Raw genomic sequence first — 16,815 nt, forward strand, 5'->3', positions numbered from 1 at the left:
TAGTTGTCGTCCTTGATCAGGATCCCATGGCCGTGATCTCTGGGGCCCCGAAACAGTCTCCACTCAGGGGTCTGACATGGGCGAGCTCCTTCACCAGTTTTGGATGAAGATCTGGACCACTGGCCAAGACCCGGCCCGAGCTGATCGTGAACGGTCCGCCCCCATACCCCGTCACGACTCCCCCTGCCAATTCCACCAGGGCAACCCCTGCCGCCAGATCCCAGGGGGCCAGCCCCCTTTCCCAATAACCGTCCTGTCGTCCTGCGGCGACGAAGGCCAGATCTACCGCAGCTGCGCCACCTCGACGCACGCCGTGGGTTCGGTGCGTAAGCCAGCAGAATTCGGCGTAATTGTTGTCCAGGCGGGTCTGTCGGTCGTAGGCGAACCCGGTGACGAGCAAGGCTTCATCAAGGCTGCTGCATGCACTCACCTTGATCGGTGTGTCGTTGAGATGGGCCCCGAGTCCCGGTGCACCCCAATAGGTTTCCCGGAGAAATGGAACTGCGATGGCGCCGAGAATCGGCTGTTGTCGCCAAGTCAGCCCGATAGAGGTGGCGAAAAAAGGGTACCCATGGGCGAAGTTGGTGGTTCCGTCGAGGGGATCGACACACCAGCGCAGACCTTCCTGTTCGCCTTCTGGACCACTTTCTTCGGCCAATACAGCGACCTCCGGCGTGAGGCTTTTCAACCGCTCCAGAATCAATGCTTCTGCGGAGAGGTCGGCATTGGTCACCAGGTCTCCGACAGGACCCTTGTTATTGATCGAGGACACCCTGCCGTAGTGCCGCATTAATTCGGCTCCGCCGAGATCAGCCGTTGACCGAGCAATTTCGATCAGCTGGGCAATGCGGTCTTGGTTTAAACCCGCTGCCGCAGCGGCTGCTGCACAGGTTGTGGTATTCATCGTCACTCTTCATCGAGGGGGAGGCCAGATCGAACCGAACCACGGCCGAAGTGCCGTCCGAACTGCAGTTCATACACCTCGTCCTCATCCTGTGTCTCTGCTTCGAGTGGGCCTGTGGCTCTGGCTACACAGAGGAGGCCGTAGCCCTGGCGACGCAGTTCACGTGACAGGCCCATCGCCTCGCGCTGATCAATCGACCCATCCAGCACGCGAACCGCACAACTCGTGCAACAACCGTTTCGGCAGGAGAAGGGCAGAGGATCTCCTTGCAATTCAAAACTCCGCAGGATGTAGTCCCCCTCGGGCACGTCATGGCTGATCGTGCGGTTCTCCTGGCGCCAGTGAATGGTGATCCTGTGCCTGGGACGCATGCCGGCCTGATGGAAACGCCCTGCTACATTCGCATCTGCCCCACGTCCGCCGCTGGAGAGGTGGCCGAGTGGTCGAAGGCGCAGCACTGGAAATGCTGTATAGGGGCAACTCTATCGAGGGTTCGAATCCCTCCCTCTCCGTTAGCTAACTCCAAACCCCCCTGCATTGCAGGGGGGTTTTTATTATGAATAATGGCTGATGACGCACCCATCGAACCAGTTGTGCAGTTGAATTTTGAAGTGCCTTAGATTTTAATGATCACCCTCATTAGTACAATTTTTGAATGAGATCTGAGGCCATGGTTTGAAGTCGAAATGCTGACTTGATGGTCAAGGATTTATGACTGGTATGTCTAGATTGCGACCATAAAAAGAATTGCTCTTAAGACCAAGCGACCAATTGGTTCGTACTTCTGGCATGAACTCTCCTTTATAATTGCGCTGCTAGATCACAAAGTTTTGGGGTAGATTGTCATTCATCTGTTGAGCAAAATGCAACATTTTGATCGAGCTTTGATCATTGCCTTGTGAGGGGCTGGGGAGTGCATTGTTCAACAGGCAGGCGAGAACCGCTGAAGTTGCCACCATGCATCTGATCATTGTTCCCCGTGGTCCGTACATCACATTCAACTGCGGTCTGACCACGCGAGGTATGACCAAGTTGTTTTCATTTGTGACAGTCCGTGTCTCGTGATCGAGATGCTTTTGCAGGTTTGTCCTTAAACGTTGCCAGGTTGTGTCTACCTGCCATTATCATTTGATCCAGAGTGGCAAAGCTGAATAGTTGAACACCTCCGAGGTTGCTGAACGGTGACCGGCAATCGGTTCGTGGAGAACTTCAACGGCTGTAAACATCGATCAATATTCAACTCATTACTCGATGGCATGCCATCATTTCTCTCGGGGAAACTGTTTTGACAACGCCTCTTGATATTCCTGCAATTTTGCTCGTTCTGGCCACTCTTTTTGGTGCCCTGAACTACTGGTTCATCAAACTGCCGCACACCATTGGGCTGATGGTGATTGCATTGGTTGCCAGTTTGGGGCTGGTAGGGCTTGATCTCATTAATCCGACTTTAGGTTTAAGCGACTTAGTGAATAACTTTTTAGCAAATATTGATTTTAATGTCACGCTTATGCAAGGCATGTTGTCTTTCCTGTTGTTTGCAGGTGCTTTGCATGTTGATCTTGCTCAGCTGTTATCCCGCAAATGGATCATTCTGATATTAGCGAGTGTGGGTGTTCTTCTTTCAACAGCGGTGATTGGCACTGGTTTTTGGTTTGTAACGGGGGCCATTGGTCTATCTATTCCGATTCCGGTGTGTCTCCTGCTTGGAGTGATGGTGTCGCCCACGGATCCCGTTGCCGTTCTGGGAATCTTGAAAACTCTGCGGGTTCCAGCTGATTTGAAGGCAAAAATTGCAGGTGAGAGTCTGTTTAATGATGGTGTTGCTGTTGTTTTATTCAGCGTTCTTGCATCTTTGGCCTTCAGTAGTGGCGGCAATGCCGATCCTGTTGGATTTCAACTTTCGTCAGTTGGTGTTTTGCTTGTAAAGGAGGCTTTTGGTGGTGCATTGCTTGGACTGGCAGGTGGATTCGCTGCGTTCTGGCTGCTTCAGCAGATCGATGATTATGTCTTGGAGGTTTTGATCACTCTGGCTCTTGTTACGGGAGCCTATGCAGTGGCGCTTCATCTCCATCTCTCTGGCCCCATCGCCATGGTGATTGCGGGTCTACTGATTGGTAACCAAGGCACCTCGTTGGCGATGTCGGAAAAAACCCGTGAGCATGTTGAAACCTTCTGGGAATTAATTGATGAGATTCTCAATTCCGTGTTGTTTCTGCTGATTGGTTTGAAACTGGTTTTTGTGCTTCAGCACTCATCGAGTGATCTGCCCTTTAGCCATGTTTTTATTTTATTGGTTGCAACAACCTTCCTTTCGATCTTCGCTCGTTTTGCAGCTATCTCCTTGCCATTGCAAATTCAAGCAACCATGGCTGATGTTACCCCCGGAACAGTCCCGATTCTCACCTGGGCTGGAATACGTGGTGGTGTTTCGGTTGCTTTAGCCCTATCGCTGCCGAATACACCGGAAAGCAATATGCTTCTATTAGTCACATATTTTGTTGTCCTTTTTTCTGTCATTGTTCAGGGACTCACAATTGAACGTGTCATCAAGAAATATTTTCCTTAGTTGCATAGTTCTTAAAAAAAATCGGTCTGCGCTATATTTCTCGTTGCAAGGTTGATAATTCATCGGGGATGAAATCATCAACCTTGCATTAATCATAATTTAACACCAGTTTCCTGCCTTTAATTTGATTCTTAAGCGACATATGGCTTTCGGGTAATGTAATTCGTTGATTCTTGGATGGTCATTAAGGAGCCGTAGTATATTAAGCAATCATTCATGCGATCTATCAACGAATGCTGCATGGATTTGGGTGATTCCTTTAAGGTCGATATTCAGAATTCTTGGTGTTGATTAAAAATCGGTAGATATATGAAATCTGAATTCTCTTCTTGGCGTTCATTGATTCTGATTTATGTGTACATGTTTAGAGGCTGGAGGTCAGGAACTATTTATTGACTATTGGTCATCCCGCTCCAGCGGCTTAATGTTTCTAGGCTTTGCAGCCCCTCGAGGCGACGTCCATTGGGATGTAGCCAGGTTGGGATTGAGCGAATGTTCGCAGCTCGGCATGCAGTTAAGTCGTCAGGGCGTTCCTTCGGTTTGTCACACTCGACGTAGGGGAGCCTTGCCGCCTCCAGGCCGAATAAAATCTTTTGTTGTTTGCAGGCGGGGCACCAGTGGGTTCCAAAAAATTGGATGCCAACACGGTTCAGATGGCTGACCAAGCTTTTCGCATTGATCGATGATGCCTGAGCGAGTTGTGTTGATGTACTTGCGGCAATGGGAGAGGGAATGATCGTTGCTGTAAACAGGGTGCAACTCAAAAGAAAACTAATTTTGAAGCGTTCACTGTTGGTCATCATCTTACTTCAAACGATATAAATCCTAAAGCATCTCTATTGGAAGTGACATGTCATAACGAAGTTTCTGTTTGAAGCCATGATTTGACTCCTTGCTTACAAGCTGATGCAATGGTGTTAGCCAAACCTGCCTGATACATAATCTTGCGTCGCCTGTTGTTGTGGGTCATTGAAGATTTTTTCTGTTTGATTGAACTCAACTAAGTAGCCAACCTTGCCGTTGCCTCCATCCACTTCTTCAGCGTTGTAAAAGGCGGTCATATCACTCACGCGCAGGGCTTGTTGCATATTGTGTGTCACGATTACAATCGTGAAGCTTTTTTTAAGCTCATGCATTGTCTCTTCAATTTTTAAGGTGGATATAGGATCCAGAGCCGAACAAGGCTCATCCATCAAAATGACTTCAGGCTGAATGGCGATGGTTCTGGCAATGCACAAGCGCTGTTGTTGTCCGCCAGATAGTGAATAACCGCTATCATTCAATTTGTCTTTACACTCATCCCATACGGCTGCCTTGCGAAGCGAACGTTCAACAAGCTCATCCATATTCCCTCTGAATCCGTTGATTCTGGCGCCAAATGCGATGTTTTCGTAGATGCTTTTGGGAAATGGATTGGGCTGTTGAAAGACCATCCCTATCCTTCGCCTTACTTCAACCGGATCAACATTGGAACCGTACAGGTCAACGCCATCGAATAGTATTTTTCCTTGTAATGAACAGCCTTCGATCAAATCATTCATGCGATTCATCGAGCGAAGGACTGTTGATTTCCCGCAGCCAGATGGACCGATAAACGCAGTGACTTTGCCTTTTGGTATCTCACAATAGATATTTTTGACAGCCTCGTAGCCACCATATTTAATCGTGACATTCTGCATCGAAATGCATGTCTCTGTTTCTTTCTTGATGTCTTGACCCTTGAAGAAGCTTGCCATTGATTTAATTGAAGTGAATGGGGATCTGTAAGGTGAAAGCAAGAACACTTGGTCTTAAAGAATCATCAGCGTGTTGTTAATCTTGCTAGCCAGCGTGCGACAAGGTTAAGAATTAGAATCATAATTACCAACACAAAAGATGCCACCCACGCCAATTCCTGTTGCAGGTCATAGGGCATTCCGGCAAAGTTATAGATAAGAACAGAGAGAGATGAAATAGGCGACAACAAGCCTTCCGACCAGAAGTCACCAAATGATCGGGCAGGCCAAAAGTAGGAGAAGGAAGCTGTGAAAATTAATGGGGCGGTTTCGCCTGCAGCACGCGCAATTCCAAGCACAATTCCTGTAGCAATTGATGGAAATGCAGATGGTAATGTGATTCTCATCACTGTTATGAAACGCGATGCTCCGACGCCAAACGCTCCACGTCTAAGGTCTTCGGGAACCAACTTGAGCCCTTCATCAGTTGTTTTGATGATTGTAGGTATCATCAAAATAGATAAAGCCAATCCGCCGGCGATTGCACTGAATGACCGCTGGAACAACCAGTTTGATAGAACAACAACGGTTCCGTAAATGAAAACTCCCGAAATAATGGAAGGAACACCCGATAAGACATTGGTGCCGAATCGTACAAATTGTGAGAATCTTTTTCCTCTTGAATATTCTGCAAGATAAATACCTCCACCTACGCCAACTGGAATCGCCACCAATGCTGCGATGACGGTCAAGATCAATGTTCCCATTAATGCGCTACCGATACCTCCTCCCTCCAGTCCGGGCGGCGGGGGCGTTTCAAGGAACAGTTGAAGACTCAGCTTTGAGCCGCCTTTGATTATGATGTATGAAAGGACGAGAAATAATGGTAAGACGCTGATTATGGCAAAAAATCCTACTGAAATTGTTAGCAATCGACTTGTGATATTCCGTGAAATATTTGGCTTATAGCTTAGATCTGGCTGTCCAGAATCTGTTAGCGAGCGGGATAGATAGCCCATGGTTCAGTACTTTAATCTCAGACGCTTCACCATCAATTGAGCAAGTATATTTACTACCAATGTAAGGATGATAAGGACAAATGCTGCATACATCAGTGACGATACTTGAGAACCATCGGCTTCGCCGAATTGATTGGCAAGCATGGATGAAATCGTGTTTCCTGGTGCCAGGAGTGAAAAGCTGAAATTATTTGAATTGCCAATGATCATCGTGACTGCCATCGTCTCTCCCATCGCGCGACCCAGTGCAAGCATGATGCCTCCCACGATTCCTGAGATTGCTGCTGGAAGGATGATGTTTAGGATGGTCCCCCATCGTGTGGTGCCGACTCCATAAGCAGCTTGACGCAGACTTGTTGGAACCTGATGAAGTGCATCTCTTGAAATTGCCGTGATGATGGGGAGGATCATCACCACAAGAATTAGAACTGCGGGCAATGTGCCTGGACCCATCGGTGCTGTACTGAATATCGGTAGAAATCCAAGACGTTGATGAAGAATTTCCAGAAGCGGTCGGATGAAGGGCTCCATCACAAAGATGGCCCACAATCCAAGAACAACAGAAGGAATTGCTGCTAAAAGCTCCACCATCAGTCCAATAAGATTTCGAATCTTCAGAGGGATGATGTTTTCTGTGATGAATATTGCTGTTCCAACCCCAAGTGGCACGGCAATTGTGAGTGATAATAGTGAAGTAATTAGCGTTCCATATATTGCAGCTCCTGCACCATATTCGTCATCGACGGGATTCCAGCTTGAGGTCACCAGAAATCCCCATCCGTAACGTCCCATTGAGTCCAGTCCTCCCATGAACACCACGTAGAGGACAGCGAACAGCAGCAGAGCCACCACAGCCGCAAGGATGGTGAACAGATTTTTGAAACCGACGTCCAGAAATCGTTCAGACGGTCGTCGTCTTCTGAGTTCATAAAGCTTGTCCGATTTCGGGGACATGCTCCAGTGATCCAGGCATCGATAGGGTATTCGCCAAGCTCCCTCAGTTCACTAAGAGCCCATTAACGCTTTTGGGTGAGGCTTCAGGGCTGGAACATGCCGGTAGCGTGGGTCTCGAAAGAGTTCGGTTATGGGGCGGATCGTTGGGATCGACCTTGGTACGACAAATTCTGTCGTGGCCGTACTCGAGGCGGGTCGCCCCCACGTGATCGCCAACGCAGAGGGCAGTCGTACCACCCCATCCGTGGTTGGTTACAGCAAAGATCAGGAGTTGCTTGTCGGGCAACTTGCCCGTCGTCAACTTGTGCTCAGCCCGCGGAACACCTTTTCAAATCTCAAACGCTTCGTCGGACGCGACTGGGATGAACTCGATGACAGCACGCTGACGGTTCCCTACACCGTTCGCGCCAATGATCGCGGCCAGGTCCGCGTCCCCTGTCCAGTGACCGAACGGGAATATGCCCCAGAAGAGTTGGTGGCAAGCATCATTCGCAAGCTTGTCGACGATGCCTCCACTTACCTGGGTGAGCAGGTTGAGGCCGCCGTCATCACTGTGCCGGCCTACTTCAATGACGCCCAGCGGCAGGCAACGCGAGACGCCGGACGACTGGCGGGAATCTCTGTTGAGCGAATCCTGAATGAGCCGACGTCAGCAGCCCTGGCCTACGGTTTCGACCGCAGCGCCGTGCGACGCGTTCTTGTCTTTGATTTGGGTGGCGGCACATTCGACGTATCGCTGCTCCGCATCGCCAATGGCGTCTTTGACGTCAAGGCCACCAACGGAGATACGCAACTAGGCGGCAACGACTTTGATCAACGCATCGTTAACTGGCTCGCAGATGCCTTCCAGAGTGAGCACGAGGTGGATCTGCGTCGGGATCGCCAGGCGCTGCAACGGCTGACCGAGGCCGCTGAAAAAGCCAAGCAGGAACTCTCCGGGGTCTTGAGCACACCGATTTCTCTTCCCTTTATCGCCACGGGCAGTGATGGTCCTCTCCATATCGAAACGAACCTCAGCCGTGCAACCTTCGAGTCCCTGTGCCCGGATCTGCTGGACCGTTTGCTGAGTCCCGTTCAGACAGCCTTGCGTGATTCCGGGTGGGCCGCTGATGACATCGATGATGTGGTTCTCGTTGGTGGTGCGACGCGCATGCCGATGGTGCAACAGCTGGTTCGCACCTTGGTGCCCATGGACCCATGCCAGTCTGTCAATCCGGATGAGGTTGTGGCGATTGGTGCTGCCGTGCAGGCGGGCATTCTCACCGGTGAACTGCGAGATCTTCTTTTAAACGACGTCACGCCTCTGTCCCTAGGACTGGAGACGGTGGGCGGTTTGATGAAGGTGTTGATTCCGCGCAACACCCCGATTCCGGTGCGCCAGTCCGATGTTTTCAGCACCTCAGAAGCCAACCAGTCCTCAGTTGAAATTCACGTTTGGCAAGGGGAACGCCAGATGGCATCGGACAACAAATCCCTCGGCAAGTTCCGTTTATCCGGTATTCCTCCGGCACCAAGGGGTGTGCCCCAGGTTCAAGTGGCCTTCGACATCGATGCCAATGGTCTGTTGCAGGTGAGCGCCACAGATCGAACCACCGGCCGCAAGCAGTCCGTTTCGATTCAAGGGGGATCCAACCTCAATCAGGACGAGATTCAGGCCCTGCTGGCTGAGGCGGAAGCGCGTGCAGATGAAGACAGGCGCAAGCGAAATCAGATCGAGCGCCGACATCGAGCGCAGACGCTGGTTGCGCAAGCCGAGCGCCGACTCCGTGATGCTGCCCTCGAACTCGGTCCTTACGGTGCGGAACGCCAGCAGCGCGCTGTGGAAATGGCCATGCGTGATGTTCAGGATTGTTTGGATCAGGGGGATTTGCATGAGATCGACATGGCTGCAAGCAGCCTCGAGGAGGCTCTTTTCGGCCTCAATCGCCGCCTGTCTGCAGAACGACAAGGCGATGGCAGTCCCCTACAGGGGATCCGCAACACCCTTGGATCCCTCAAGGATGAACTCTTTTCCGATGATGACTGGGACGATGATCCCTGGGGAAACCCTGGTCGACCACCAGCCCGCAGTCCTGGCATGAGCCGACGCGACTTTGATCCCTGGGACGATGAATTCCGTCGCTGAACCGGATTACTGGTCGCTCCTTGGGCTGGACCCTGAGAGTGATGACCAACAGTTGAAACGGGCGTTTCGGCGCGAGGCGCGCCGCTGGCACCCTGATCTCAATGGCAACGATTCGGTTGCTGAAGAGCGTTTCAAACTTGTCAACGAAGCGTATGCGGTTCTCAGCGACCCCCGTCGTCGCTCCGCTTGGGAACGGGGTGAAGCTGCTCAACGGCAGATCCATGACCCGTTCGCCAGTGGATTTCCTTCTTTTGAGGATTATCTATACGTTGTTCTTGGCCGTGTCGAATCACCCCGTGATCAGACCCCCGCTGCAAGGGCCGTGGAGGATCACAGCCCTGTTCAGGAGTCACCGGCGACACAATCCACCAATCCACCACCCGTGCGTGCGGATCAGGATCTGGAATCTCTGGTGGAGCTCACGCCGGAGCAGGCGTTGGAAGGCACCCGTGTGGAGCTCAATCTCGATGACGGCACAGTGGTCGAATTGGACACCCCTCCCTTCGCTGGTGATGGTTGGCGGCTTCGACTGGAGGGTGTCGCGCCTGGAGGACGTGATCACTTCCTGCAGTTGCGTGTGGTAACTCCTGAGGGTCTGCGTATTGACGGACTCCGTGTCCATTACCGCCTTGAGCTGTTCCCTCCGGATGCAGCTCTTGGTTGCGCTGTCGATGTGCCGACCCTGGATGGCCCCGTCACCCTTCAGGTCCCGCCAGGGTCCTCCAGCGGCAGGTTGCTGCGTCTGCGGGAGCGTGGCTTGAGCTGGGATGACCGTCGTGGAGACCAGCTGGTTGAAATCGTGATTGTGATTCCTGCGGCACTGGGGGAGGCTGAGCAAGCGCTCTATCGACGTCTGCAGGAACTGGCACTCGAGGACGATGCGCTCTGATGCAGATCGATGAGAGACTCCACTGGTCGATGACGTCGGGATGAAGGTTCACGTTCTCCTCTTTGACGCCGGCAGTGACAGCGAGGGCATCCACTCGCTTGAGATGGCGGGTAAGACCGTCGTGCTGCTTTTCGAAAATCCGGACGACGCCGAACGGTACGCAGGGCTTCTGGAAGCTCAGGATTTTCCGGTGCCGAGTGTTGAGACCATGGCCCGTGATGATGTTGAGCTGTTCTGCAGAGATGCTGGCTATGAAGCCCGGTTTATCGAGTCAGGCTTCGTTCCCAGCTCGAAGGAGGAGCGGCAGTTTATCGCTCCTCCCGAAGCCAACCTGGATGTGACCAACTGGAAGACTGATGAAGCGATTTCTGAGGGGTCAACAACGCAGTCCGATCCAGAAGCCGCCCCATCCCCTTCCACGGCTGAATCCAGTGAAGAGTTGGACGCCCTCCGGAAGCGACTCGAGGGCCTGCTCTAAACATGGGCAGCTTTTCAGGTGATCTCCAACCATCCAACGACCGTGGCCATCTCCTGACGGAGCAACCAAATCCCCGCAGTTCTGAGCTCGACCAACTCCAAACAGACGATCTCGTCGGTCTGTTTATCGAGGAGGATCGCCGGCCACAGCAAGCTGTGGAGGGCGCCAGTCGAGAACTGACTGTTGCAGTCGATGGGATTGCGTCCCGCCTCCGCCGCGGTGGCCGCCTTTACTACCTCGGTGCGGGGACCTCCGGCCGCCTCGGAGTGCTCGACGCTGCCGAATGTCCTCCCACGTTCTGCAGCGACCCGGAAATGGTGCAGGGGGTTCTTGCCGGAGGTGCCCCTGCACTTCTACGCAGTTCCGAGGGATTGGAGGATCTCGAAACGGCGGGGCGGGATGATCTCGATGCCCTTGGCTTTTGTGCTGAGGATTGCCTTGTCGGGATCGCTGCTGGTGGAACAACGCCTTATGTGCGTGGAGGCTTGGCGTATGCCAAGGCGATCGGCGCGCTAGCAATCGCGATGGCCTGCGTTCCATCCGATCAGGCTCCGCTCCCCTGTGATATCGACATCCGACTGCTCACCGGACCTGAATTGCTGACGGGATCAACGCGCCTGAAAGCCGGAACGGCCACAAAGATGGCCCTCAACATTCTCTCGACAGCCGTCATGGTCCGGTTGGGCAAGGTTTACGGCAACCGCATGGTTGATGTGTCTGCCAGCAACAGCAAGCTTGTGGATCGATCACTAAGGATTCTTCGCGATCTGGCCGGTGTTGAGCGGGATGCAGGTCTTACGTTGCTGAAGCAATCCGATGGATCGGTGAAATTGGCGTTGCTGATGGCTGCTGGCCAATTGGGTGTAGACGATGCCGTTTCCCTGCTGCAGGCCCATGACCAGCAGCTGAGAGCAGCGCTGAGAGCCTGTGGGAGCGAGCTTCAGGTTGGGTTGTAGGGTCCCCAATAAGGCATGGTGAATAGTTCCAGACGCCGGCGCGTCTCCATTGGCACAACGGCTGCTGGTGTGATCAACGCATCGGAGAGGGCCGTGTGTGCAAGGGAGGTTGGCCGTTTCTCCTGAAGCAGCTGGATCAGGTGGCTGAGGATTGGTTCTGTGGCTTCGGCATTGGCCCTCAGATGGCCGATGACCAGCTCCACGCTGACATCGTCGTGCTCGTTGTGCCAGCAGTCGTAATCGGTCACCATGCTCAAAGATGAATACGCCATCTCGGCTTCCCGCGCCAAACGAGCTTCAGTGAGGTTGGTCATGCCGATCACCGCGCAGCCCCAGCTTCGATGAAGAGCGCTTTCGGCCCTGGTGGAAAAAGCGGGACCCTCCATGCACAGATAGGTTCCACCCCTGTGCACTTGACGGCTAGCAGGGAGACTGGATGCCGTCGCATCGGCCAACAGAGTGTTCAGCGCAGGACAGGTGGGATCGGCGAGGCTCACATGGGCAACACAGCCGTCGCCGAAGAACGTCTGGGGGCGCTGATGCGTGCGATCGATGAACTGATCCGGTACGACCATGTCCCGGGGGCGGATGCTGTCCTGGAGGGATCCCACCGCTGAAACGGACACCAGCCAGCGCACGCCGAGTTTGCGCATCGCCCACAGGTTCGCTCGATAAGGAATCTCACTTGGCAGCAAATGGTGCTGACGACCGTGGCGAGCCAGGAACACGATCTCCATCCCATGCAAACGACCCAAGCGCAGGGTGTCTGAGGTGCTTCCGAAGGGCGTGGGAAGCTCGATCTCTTCCAGGGGCGTCAAGCCAGGCATGGCATACAGACCGCTTCCGCCGATCACGCCCACGCGTGCTGGCAGCAGATCGGGTGTTTCGGTCATCAAATGCTTCATCCCTAAACTTCAGTTTTGCTCGCGCAGCGATGACCACGGCCTTGATGGACACGGAAGCAGGCCTGATCGAGCTCGAGCTGTTCGAGACCGATGCTCCGAACACCACTGCCAATTTCGTCAAATTGGTGAAGGAGGGGTTCTATGACGGTCTTGCCTTCCACCGGGTGATTCCAGGCTTCATGGCCCAGGGTGGATGCCCCAACACAAGAGCTGGAGCCAAAGGCATGCCGGGCACTGGCGGCCCCGGGTACATGATCGATTGTGAGATCAACAGCCAGAAACATCAGGCTGGGACCTTGGCCATGGCCCATGCCGGCAAAAACACCGGTGGATCCCAGTTCTACATCTGCTTTGAGCCTCAACCGCATCTCGATGGCGTCCATACCGTCTTCGGCCTGGCCGGAAGCATGGATGTCGTGATGAAGCTCAAGAACGGGTCCAAGATCAACAAAGTGACGATTCAGGACAGCTGAAAAGTCAGGCCGTCCCCCAGTGAATCAGGAATGGTGCGTTGGCTAACGCACCATTTGCTTCGTCATCGAGGAGCTCAGAAAGCTTGCGTTCGCTGCGTTCCAAGGTCTGCGGTGGATGCATTGCCATCTGCTCGTTGATGACCCGAAGCAAGCCCAGGCGGTTGGTTTCGTCCCAGGAGGCGATGGTCTTCAGCAGAAGCATCGGATCCCGTTCCCCCGGTTCGAGCTTCCAGACGAACTGAGGGCGCTCCCACAACGCCAGCAAGCGGGGTGCATGGAGGGAGACCAGCTCAAATCCATGATCTGCGGCAGTTTGTTCTGCTCTCCGTCGAAGCGATGACCATTCACCACTCTCCGTTTCGACAGCCAGTGCCAAAACGGTGCAAGGACCGGGTTGGTTGAACATATGGCCAAGCTTGTCGCGCTTGGTGGCCAGGTAGTCCGCGTTGTGGTCGCCGGCGTCCATGATCAATGGAACGCGCTCCTCAACCCTCAGGCCGTAGCCCCCAAGACCAGCGATTTTTCTCGGATTGTTGGTGAGCAGTCGAAGGTGATGAATGCCGAGATCGGACAAGATCTGAGCACCGACGCCGTAGTTGCGGAGATCAGCCGCGAAGCCCAGACGTTCGTTCGCTTCCACGGTGTCGAGCCCTCCGTCCTGGAGGCTGTAGGCCTTGAGTTTGTTGATCAGGCCGATTCCTCGTCCTTCCTGTCTGAGGTAAACAACAACACCCTCCCCTTCACGTTCGATTTGACGCAGCGCTGCTTCAAGTTGCGGTCTGCAATCGCATCGCAAGGATCCGAACGCATCTCCGGTGAGGCATTCCGAATGCATGCGCACCAGAACCGGCTCCTGCAGCGCAGAGGGATCTCCCTTGACCAGAGCAATGTGCTCTGAGCCATCCAGTTCGTTGCGGTAGCCGATCGCCTGGAATGAACCGAACTGGCTTGGCAAAACGGCATGCGCTTGGCGTTTGACGAAGCGTTCGTTCGCTAGCCGGTAGCTGATCAGATCAGCGATGCTGATCAGCTTCAATCCCCACTGTGTGGCGTACTCGCGCAGTTCCGGAAGGCGCGACATCGAGCCGTCGGTGTTTTGAATCTCACAGATCACTCCAGCGGGATTCAAGCCTGCGAGCTCGGCTAGATCGACGGCGGCTTCCGTGTGACCTGCCCGTTTGAGCACACCTCCCTTGCGAGCACGCAAGGGGAAGATGTGACCGGGACGGCGTAGATCCGCTGGCCGGGTGTTGGCATTGAGGGCGACCTGGATGGTTCGAGCCCGGTCGTCTGCTGAGATTCCCGTGCTGACCCCGTGCTCCCGTCCTGCATCGATGCTCACCGTGAAGGCGGTTTCGTTGACATCGGTATTGCGATCCACCATCAGGGGCAGATCCAGCTCATCCAGGCGCTGCCCCTCCATGGCGAGGCAGATGAGACCACGGGCCTCGGTCGCCATGAAATTGATCGCTTCCGCTGTTGCGAATTGCGCTGCACAGATCAGATCTCCCTCGTTCTCCCGTTGTTCGTCATCAACCACCACCACACAATCGCCATTGCGAATTGCGGCCAGGGCATCGGGGATGGTGTCGAAAGCGATCGGTTCCTGGTCGCTTGCTGGTTTTGAACTCTCCAGGGCTCCAGTCAAAAGTTGAGATTCCGTCATTATCGATACCTGTACGATCAGCCGCGGTTGTCGCCGCCCCCATGGAGAGCCGCAAGCCATCGATTTTGGCCGACATGGCAGCAGGTGGGCCCGCACGGGTTGCCGTGATTGGTGCCTCTGGATACGGCGGTCTGCAAACCATTCGGCTTCTGCGAGATCATCCTCGATTAGCAGTCAGTTTTCTGGGAGGTGAACGCAGCGCCGGACAGCGTTGGAGTGCCATCTGTCCGTTTCTGCCACTTCCAGACGATCCGCTCGTTGAAGCTGTGGATGCGGGTCGGATCGCTGAAGCGGCCGATTTTGCAGTTCTCAGCCTTCCGAACGGTCTTGCCTGTCAGCTGGCGCCCCAGCTGCTGAACCGTGGTGTGCGGGTGGTGGATCTCTCCGCTGACTTCCGTTACCGCTCCCTCGAGCAATGGAGTCAGGTCTACGCCCAGGAAGCCCGTTCTCTCGAACGGGATGACGCGACGCTTTGCCGCAGCGCTGTTTATGGCTTGCCCGAATGGCATGGCCCTGCCATCGCGGAGGCTCCGTTGATCGCGGCACCAGGATGTTTCCCCACGGCAAGCCTCCTGCCGATCCTCCCGTTTCTCAAGCAGGGATTAATCGAGACCGACGGAATCATCATCGATGCCAAAACGGGGACCTCTGGAGGGGGGAGGATTCCCAAGCAGGCAATGCTGCTAGCCGAGGCGTCCGAGTCGATCGCGCCCTATGGAGTCGTCGGTCATCGACACACCTCCGAAATCGAGCAGATGGCCGAGGAGGTCGCTGGTCGGAATGTGCATCTTCAGTTCACTCCCCACCTTGTGCCGATGGTGCGCGGCCTGCTGGCAACGGTGTATGCACGCTTACGGGATCCCGGCTTAACGGCAGAAGACTGCACAACGGTTCTCGATGCCGTCTACCGGCATCACCCGTGTGTTGACGTCCTTCCGGTTGGTACGTATCCGGCCACGAAATGGGTCCGACACACCAACAAAGCTGTGCTGTCCGTCCAGGTGGACACAAGAACGGGTCAGTTGGTCTTGATGAGCGCGATCGACAATCTGGTGAAAGGTCAGGCGGGACAAGGCGTTCAATGCCTCAATCTGATGGCTGGTCTCCCCCCTGACACAGGTTTGCCACTTCAGGCCTTCTATCCCTGACGCCAGCGTTGGCCGATGTGCATGAGGGCGATGGGCAGCAAGCGATGCTCCTCGCGATGGATTCGCTCCGCAAGGCTTGTTCGAGTGTCGTCAGCCATGACGGGGACCGCAGCCTGGGCCACGATCGGCCCCGCATCCAGATCCTCCGTAACGAGATGAACCGTGCAGCCACTGATCTGCACGCCCGCTTGCAGCGCTTGGCCAACCCCATCCAATCCCCGAAAACTCGGCAGGAGAGATGGATGAATGTTCAACAAACGGTTGGGATACGCCTGGATCAGATCGTCCGTCACGATGCGCATCCATCCCGCCATCACGATCGCTTCCGCGCCGGCGTCTTGGAAGCGTCGCACCAGCTCCAGATCAAGTTCACGGCGATCCTGATGAAGTCGGTGATCCATAACACTGCAGGGAATCCCGAGCCGTTCTGCCCTCCGCTGGGCTCCACAGCCAGGGTTGTTGACGACAAGCAATCGGATCGTTGCAGAGAGATCTCCACGCCTGATCGCCATTTCCATCGCCTCGAAATTGCTTCCGTTTCCGGAGGCCATCACGCCAAGTTGGAGAGGAGGATCGAAGCCTTGTCCATTCCATCCTGCTGGTTGCAACAAGGCCTGCTCAGAAGGGTCTTGCTGGCTAAGGTCTGAAAAAGCGGGCATCCGGTTCATGTCCCATCTGTCCATCCTGCCGACCGTCTTCACACGGCTCGATCTCCTCGAACAATCGCTTCGCGACGAAGGCTTTGAAGTGCGGGTGAATGCATGTCTCAACGACGTGACCGGTCCACCCCGTCCTGTTGACCTTCTGGCGCACTGGTCCGATTGCCGTCCGATTGGTTGGGTCACTGGTTCGGATGGAACCGTTGTGATGCATGGAGATCTACAGCGAATCAGTCTTTACGGGGGGCTGTCCCACCGTCTTCAGCGTGTGTCACGTCGCTACGCCCTTCTGCAGGCACTCGACGACGTTCAGCAGTTGTCACTCCCCACAGGTCAGGTGTCTGTGAGCTCGCTCTGA

Annotated in this window: 17 protein-coding genes and 1 tRNA gene; 9 read left to right on the top strand and 9 right to left on the bottom strand. The window is 54.4% G+C overall.

Features of this window, described 5'->3' with window-relative positions; all coding sequences use genetic code 11:
• Positions 1–16 precede the first annotated feature (16 nt).
• Positions 17–904 carry an inositol monophosphatase family protein gene (locus SIB64_RS09560; RefSeq protein WP_413440004.1) on the bottom strand — a complete coding sequence of 296 codons (888 nt, stop codon included), beginning with the start codon at positions 902–904 and terminating at the stop codon, positions 17–19.
• Between the two features lie 2 nt (positions 905–906).
• Positions 907–1,275: a 2Fe-2S iron-sulfur cluster-binding protein gene (locus tag SIB64_RS09565; RefSeq protein ID WP_413442966.1), complete on the bottom strand. Its 369-nt coding sequence runs from the start codon at positions 1,273–1,275 to the stop codon at positions 907–909.
• Positions 1,276–1,329: 54 nt separating this feature from the next.
• Here SIB64_RS09565 and SIB64_RS09570 point away from each other — a divergent pair.
• Positions 1,330–1,416 (top strand) — tRNA-Ser (locus SIB64_RS09570).
• Positions 1,417–2,189: 773 nt separating this feature from the next.
• Positions 2,190–3,470 (top strand): cation:proton antiporter, encoded by a 1,281-nt coding sequence (locus tag SIB64_RS09575; RefSeq protein WP_413440005.1) that lies wholly within the window; start codon positions 2,190–2,192, stop codon positions 3,468–3,470.
• A 389-nt stretch (positions 3,471–3,859) separates the two neighbouring features.
• Here SIB64_RS09575 and SIB64_RS09580 read toward each other — a convergent pair whose 3' ends face one another.
• The 4 genes from SIB64_RS09580 to pstC form a co-directional block, all read right to left on the bottom strand.
• Complete coding sequence (locus tag SIB64_RS09580) at positions 3,860–4,273, bottom strand: hypothetical protein (RefSeq protein ID WP_413440006.1); 414 nt, start codon at positions 4,271–4,273, stop codon at positions 3,860–3,862.
• 114 nt (positions 4,274–4,387) lie between these two features.
• Entirely contained in the window at positions 4,388–5,206 is an 819-nt protein-coding gene (gene pstB / locus SIB64_RS09585; protein ID WP_413440007.1) for a phosphate ABC transporter ATP-binding protein PstB, read from the bottom strand.
• 65 nt (positions 5,207–5,271) lie between these two features.
• Positions 5,272–6,204: a phosphate ABC transporter permease PstA gene (gene pstA, locus SIB64_RS09590; RefSeq protein ID WP_413440008.1), complete on the bottom strand. Its 933-nt coding sequence runs from the start codon at positions 6,202–6,204 to the stop codon at positions 5,272–5,274.
• A 3-nt stretch (positions 6,205–6,207) separates the two neighbouring features.
• A complete protein-coding gene (gene pstC / locus SIB64_RS09595) occupies positions 6,208–7,158 on the bottom strand; it encodes a phosphate ABC transporter permease subunit PstC (protein WP_413440009.1) in 951 nt (316 codons plus the stop codon).
• A 130-nt stretch (positions 7,159–7,288) separates the two neighbouring features.
• On the opposite strand from pstC, the gene dnaK reads away from it, so the two are divergent.
• From dnaK to murQ, 4 genes are read left to right on the top strand one after another with little or no spacing between them, the layout of a single operon-like run.
• Positions 7,289–9,283, top strand: coding sequence for a molecular chaperone DnaK (dnaK, locus tag SIB64_RS09600; RefSeq protein ID WP_413440010.1), 1,995 nt, complete (start codon positions 7,289–7,291; stop codon positions 9,281–9,283).
• Entirely contained in the window at positions 9,267–10,172 is a 906-nt protein-coding gene (locus SIB64_RS09605) for a DnaJ domain-containing protein (RefSeq protein ID WP_413440011.1), read from the top strand. The genes dnaK and SIB64_RS09605 overlap by 17 nt, the downstream gene beginning before the upstream one ends.
• Before the next feature lie 40 nt (positions 10,173–10,212).
• On the top strand, positions 10,213–10,650 hold the full coding sequence (locus tag SIB64_RS09610; protein WP_413440012.1) for a DUF3110 domain-containing protein: 438 nt from the start codon (positions 10,213–10,215) through the stop codon (positions 10,648–10,650).
• A gap of 2 nt (positions 10,651–10,652) precedes the next feature.
• Positions 10,653–11,606 carry an N-acetylmuramic acid 6-phosphate etherase gene (murQ, locus tag SIB64_RS09615; protein ID WP_413440013.1) on the top strand — a complete coding sequence of 318 codons (954 nt, stop codon included), beginning with the start codon at positions 10,653–10,655 and terminating at the stop codon, positions 11,604–11,606.
• Here murQ and mtnP read toward each other — a convergent pair.
• Positions 11,591–12,499 carry an S-methyl-5'-thioadenosine phosphorylase gene (gene mtnP, locus SIB64_RS09620; protein WP_413440014.1) on the bottom strand — a complete coding sequence of 303 codons (909 nt, stop codon included), beginning with the start codon at positions 12,497–12,499 and terminating at the stop codon, positions 11,591–11,593. The genes murQ and mtnP overlap by 16 nt on opposite strands.
• Before the next feature lie 41 nt (positions 12,500–12,540).
• Between mtnP and SIB64_RS09625 the strand changes: the two genes are divergently transcribed.
• Positions 12,541–12,984 carry a peptidylprolyl isomerase gene (locus SIB64_RS09625; protein ID WP_413440015.1) on the top strand — a complete coding sequence of 148 codons (444 nt, stop codon included), beginning with the start codon at positions 12,541–12,543 and terminating at the stop codon, positions 12,982–12,984.
• Between the two features lie 4 nt (positions 12,985–12,988).
• Here the strand turns inward: SIB64_RS09625 and ribBA are convergent, their stop codons facing one another.
• On the bottom strand, positions 12,989–14,650 hold the full coding sequence (ribBA, locus tag SIB64_RS09630) for a bifunctional 3,4-dihydroxy-2-butanone-4-phosphate synthase/GTP cyclohydrolase II (protein ID WP_413440016.1): 1,662 nt from the start codon (positions 14,648–14,650) through the stop codon (positions 12,989–12,991).
• 74 nt (positions 14,651–14,724) lie between these two features.
• Here ribBA and argC point away from each other — a divergent pair, with 74 nt between their 5' ends.
• Positions 14,725–15,798: an N-acetyl-gamma-glutamyl-phosphate reductase gene (gene argC, locus SIB64_RS09635; RefSeq protein WP_413442967.1), complete on the top strand. Its 1,074-nt coding sequence runs from the start codon at positions 14,725–14,727 to the stop codon at positions 15,796–15,798.
• On the opposite strand, the gene purN is transcribed toward argC, so the two are convergent.
• Complete coding sequence (purN, locus tag SIB64_RS09640; protein ID WP_413442968.1) at positions 15,789–16,457, bottom strand: phosphoribosylglycinamide formyltransferase; 669 nt, start codon at positions 16,455–16,457, stop codon at positions 15,789–15,791. The two genes, argC and purN, sit on opposite strands and share 10 nt — an antisense overlap.
• A 7-nt stretch (positions 16,458–16,464) precedes the next feature.
• Between purN and SIB64_RS09645 the strand changes: the two genes are divergently transcribed.
• Positions 16,465–16,815, top strand: coding sequence for a DUF1257 domain-containing protein (locus tag SIB64_RS09645; RefSeq protein WP_413440017.1), 351 nt, complete (start codon positions 16,465–16,467; stop codon positions 16,813–16,815).

It is taken from the genome of Synechococcus sp. MIT S1220 (assembly GCF_047303025.1).
In the GTDB taxonomy this organism is placed as follows: Bacteria; Cyanobacteriota; Cyanobacteriia; order PCC-6307; family Cyanobiaceae; genus Parasynechococcus.

Coding starts and splice junctions, on each gene's coding strand:
- SIB64_RS09560 (WP_413440004.1), bottom strand. CDS start 904: ATGAATACCACAACCTGTGCAGCAGCCGCTGCGGCAGCGGGTTTAAAC.
- SIB64_RS09565 (WP_413442966.1), bottom strand. CDS start 1,275: ATGCGTCCCAGGCACAGGATCACCATTCACTGGCGCCAGGAGAACCGC.
- SIB64_RS09580 (WP_413440006.1), bottom strand. CDS start 4,273: ATGATGACCAACAGTGAACGCTTCAAAATTAGTTTTCTTTTGAGTTGC.
- pstB (WP_413440007.1), bottom strand. CDS start 5,206: ATGGCAAGCTTCTTCAAGGGTCAAGACATCAAGAAAGAAACAGAGACA.
- pstA (WP_413440008.1), bottom strand. CDS start 6,204: ATGGGCTATCTATCCCGCTCGCTAACAGATTCTGGACAGCCAGATCTA.
- pstC (WP_413440009.1), bottom strand. CDS start 7,158: ATGTCCCCGAAATCGGACAAGCTTTATGAACTCAGAAGACGACGACCG.
- dnaK (WP_413440010.1), top strand. CDS start 7,289: ATGGGGCGGATCGTTGGGATCGACCTTGGTACGACAAATTCTGTCGTG.
- SIB64_RS09605 (WP_413440011.1), top strand. CDS start 9,267: ATGAATTCCGTCGCTGAACCGGATTACTGGTCGCTCCTTGGGCTGGAC.
- SIB64_RS09610 (WP_413440012.1), top strand. CDS start 10,213: ATGAAGGTTCACGTTCTCCTCTTTGACGCCGGCAGTGACAGCGAGGGC.
- murQ (WP_413440013.1), top strand. CDS start 10,653: ATGGGCAGCTTTTCAGGTGATCTCCAACCATCCAACGACCGTGGCCAT.
- mtnP (WP_413440014.1), bottom strand. CDS start 12,499: ATGACCGAAACACCCGATCTGCTGCCAGCACGCGTGGGCGTGATCGGC.
- SIB64_RS09625 (WP_413440015.1), top strand. CDS start 12,541: ATGACCACGGCCTTGATGGACACGGAAGCAGGCCTGATCGAGCTCGAG.
- ribBA (WP_413440016.1), bottom strand. CDS start 14,650: ATGACGGAATCTCAACTTTTGACTGGAGCCCTGGAGAGTTCAAAACCA.
- argC (WP_413442967.1), top strand. CDS start 14,725: ATGGCAGCAGGTGGGCCCGCACGGGTTGCCGTGATTGGTGCCTCTGGA.
- purN (WP_413442968.1), bottom strand. CDS start 16,457: ATGCCCGCTTTTTCAGACCTTAGCCAGCAAGACCCTTCTGAGCAGGCC.
- SIB64_RS09645 (WP_413440017.1), top strand. CDS start 16,465: ATGTCCCATCTGTCCATCCTGCCGACCGTCTTCACACGGCTCGATCTC.